At 56.2% G+C, this 370-nt stretch carries 1 protein-coding gene; it reads left to right on the top strand.

Translation table 11 applies throughout. The annotated features are described in order from the left end of the window. The coding region (locus tag CYR55_RS23180) for an acetate uptake transporter (RefSeq protein ID WP_175580838.1) at positions 1–288 on the top strand (288 nt) is incomplete at its 5' end. Between the last annotated feature and the right edge of the window lie 82 nt (positions 289–370).

Raw genomic sequence — 370 nt, forward strand, 5'->3', positions numbered from 1 at the left:
AGTGACGGCGAAACGCTGGGCGGTTATCTGGCGCTGTGGGGCGTTTTTACCCTGTTTATGTTTTTCGGCACGCTGCGCGCCAACCGGGTGATGCAGTTTGTTTTCGCCAGCCTGGCGCTGCTGTTTGCGCTGCTGGCTGTGGGTAATCTCACCGGCAATGCCGGGCTGCTGCGCATTGCCGGGTTTGAAGGCATCGTCTGCGGTGCGAGCGCCATCTACCTGGCGATGGCGGAAGTGCTGAAAGAGCAGTTCGGGCGCACGGTGTTACCGATTGGTGAAGCGGCCTGAATAAAACATCGGCGTAAATAGCGGAATAAAAAAAGCCCTGTCTGACAGGGCTTTTTCTTTGCTTTTTCTTTTACTGCGCGCT

Source organism: Chimaeribacter californicus (genome assembly GCF_002858675.1).
Taxonomy (GTDB): domain Bacteria; phylum Pseudomonadota; class Gammaproteobacteria; order Enterobacterales; family Enterobacteriaceae; genus Chimaeribacter; species Chimaeribacter californicus.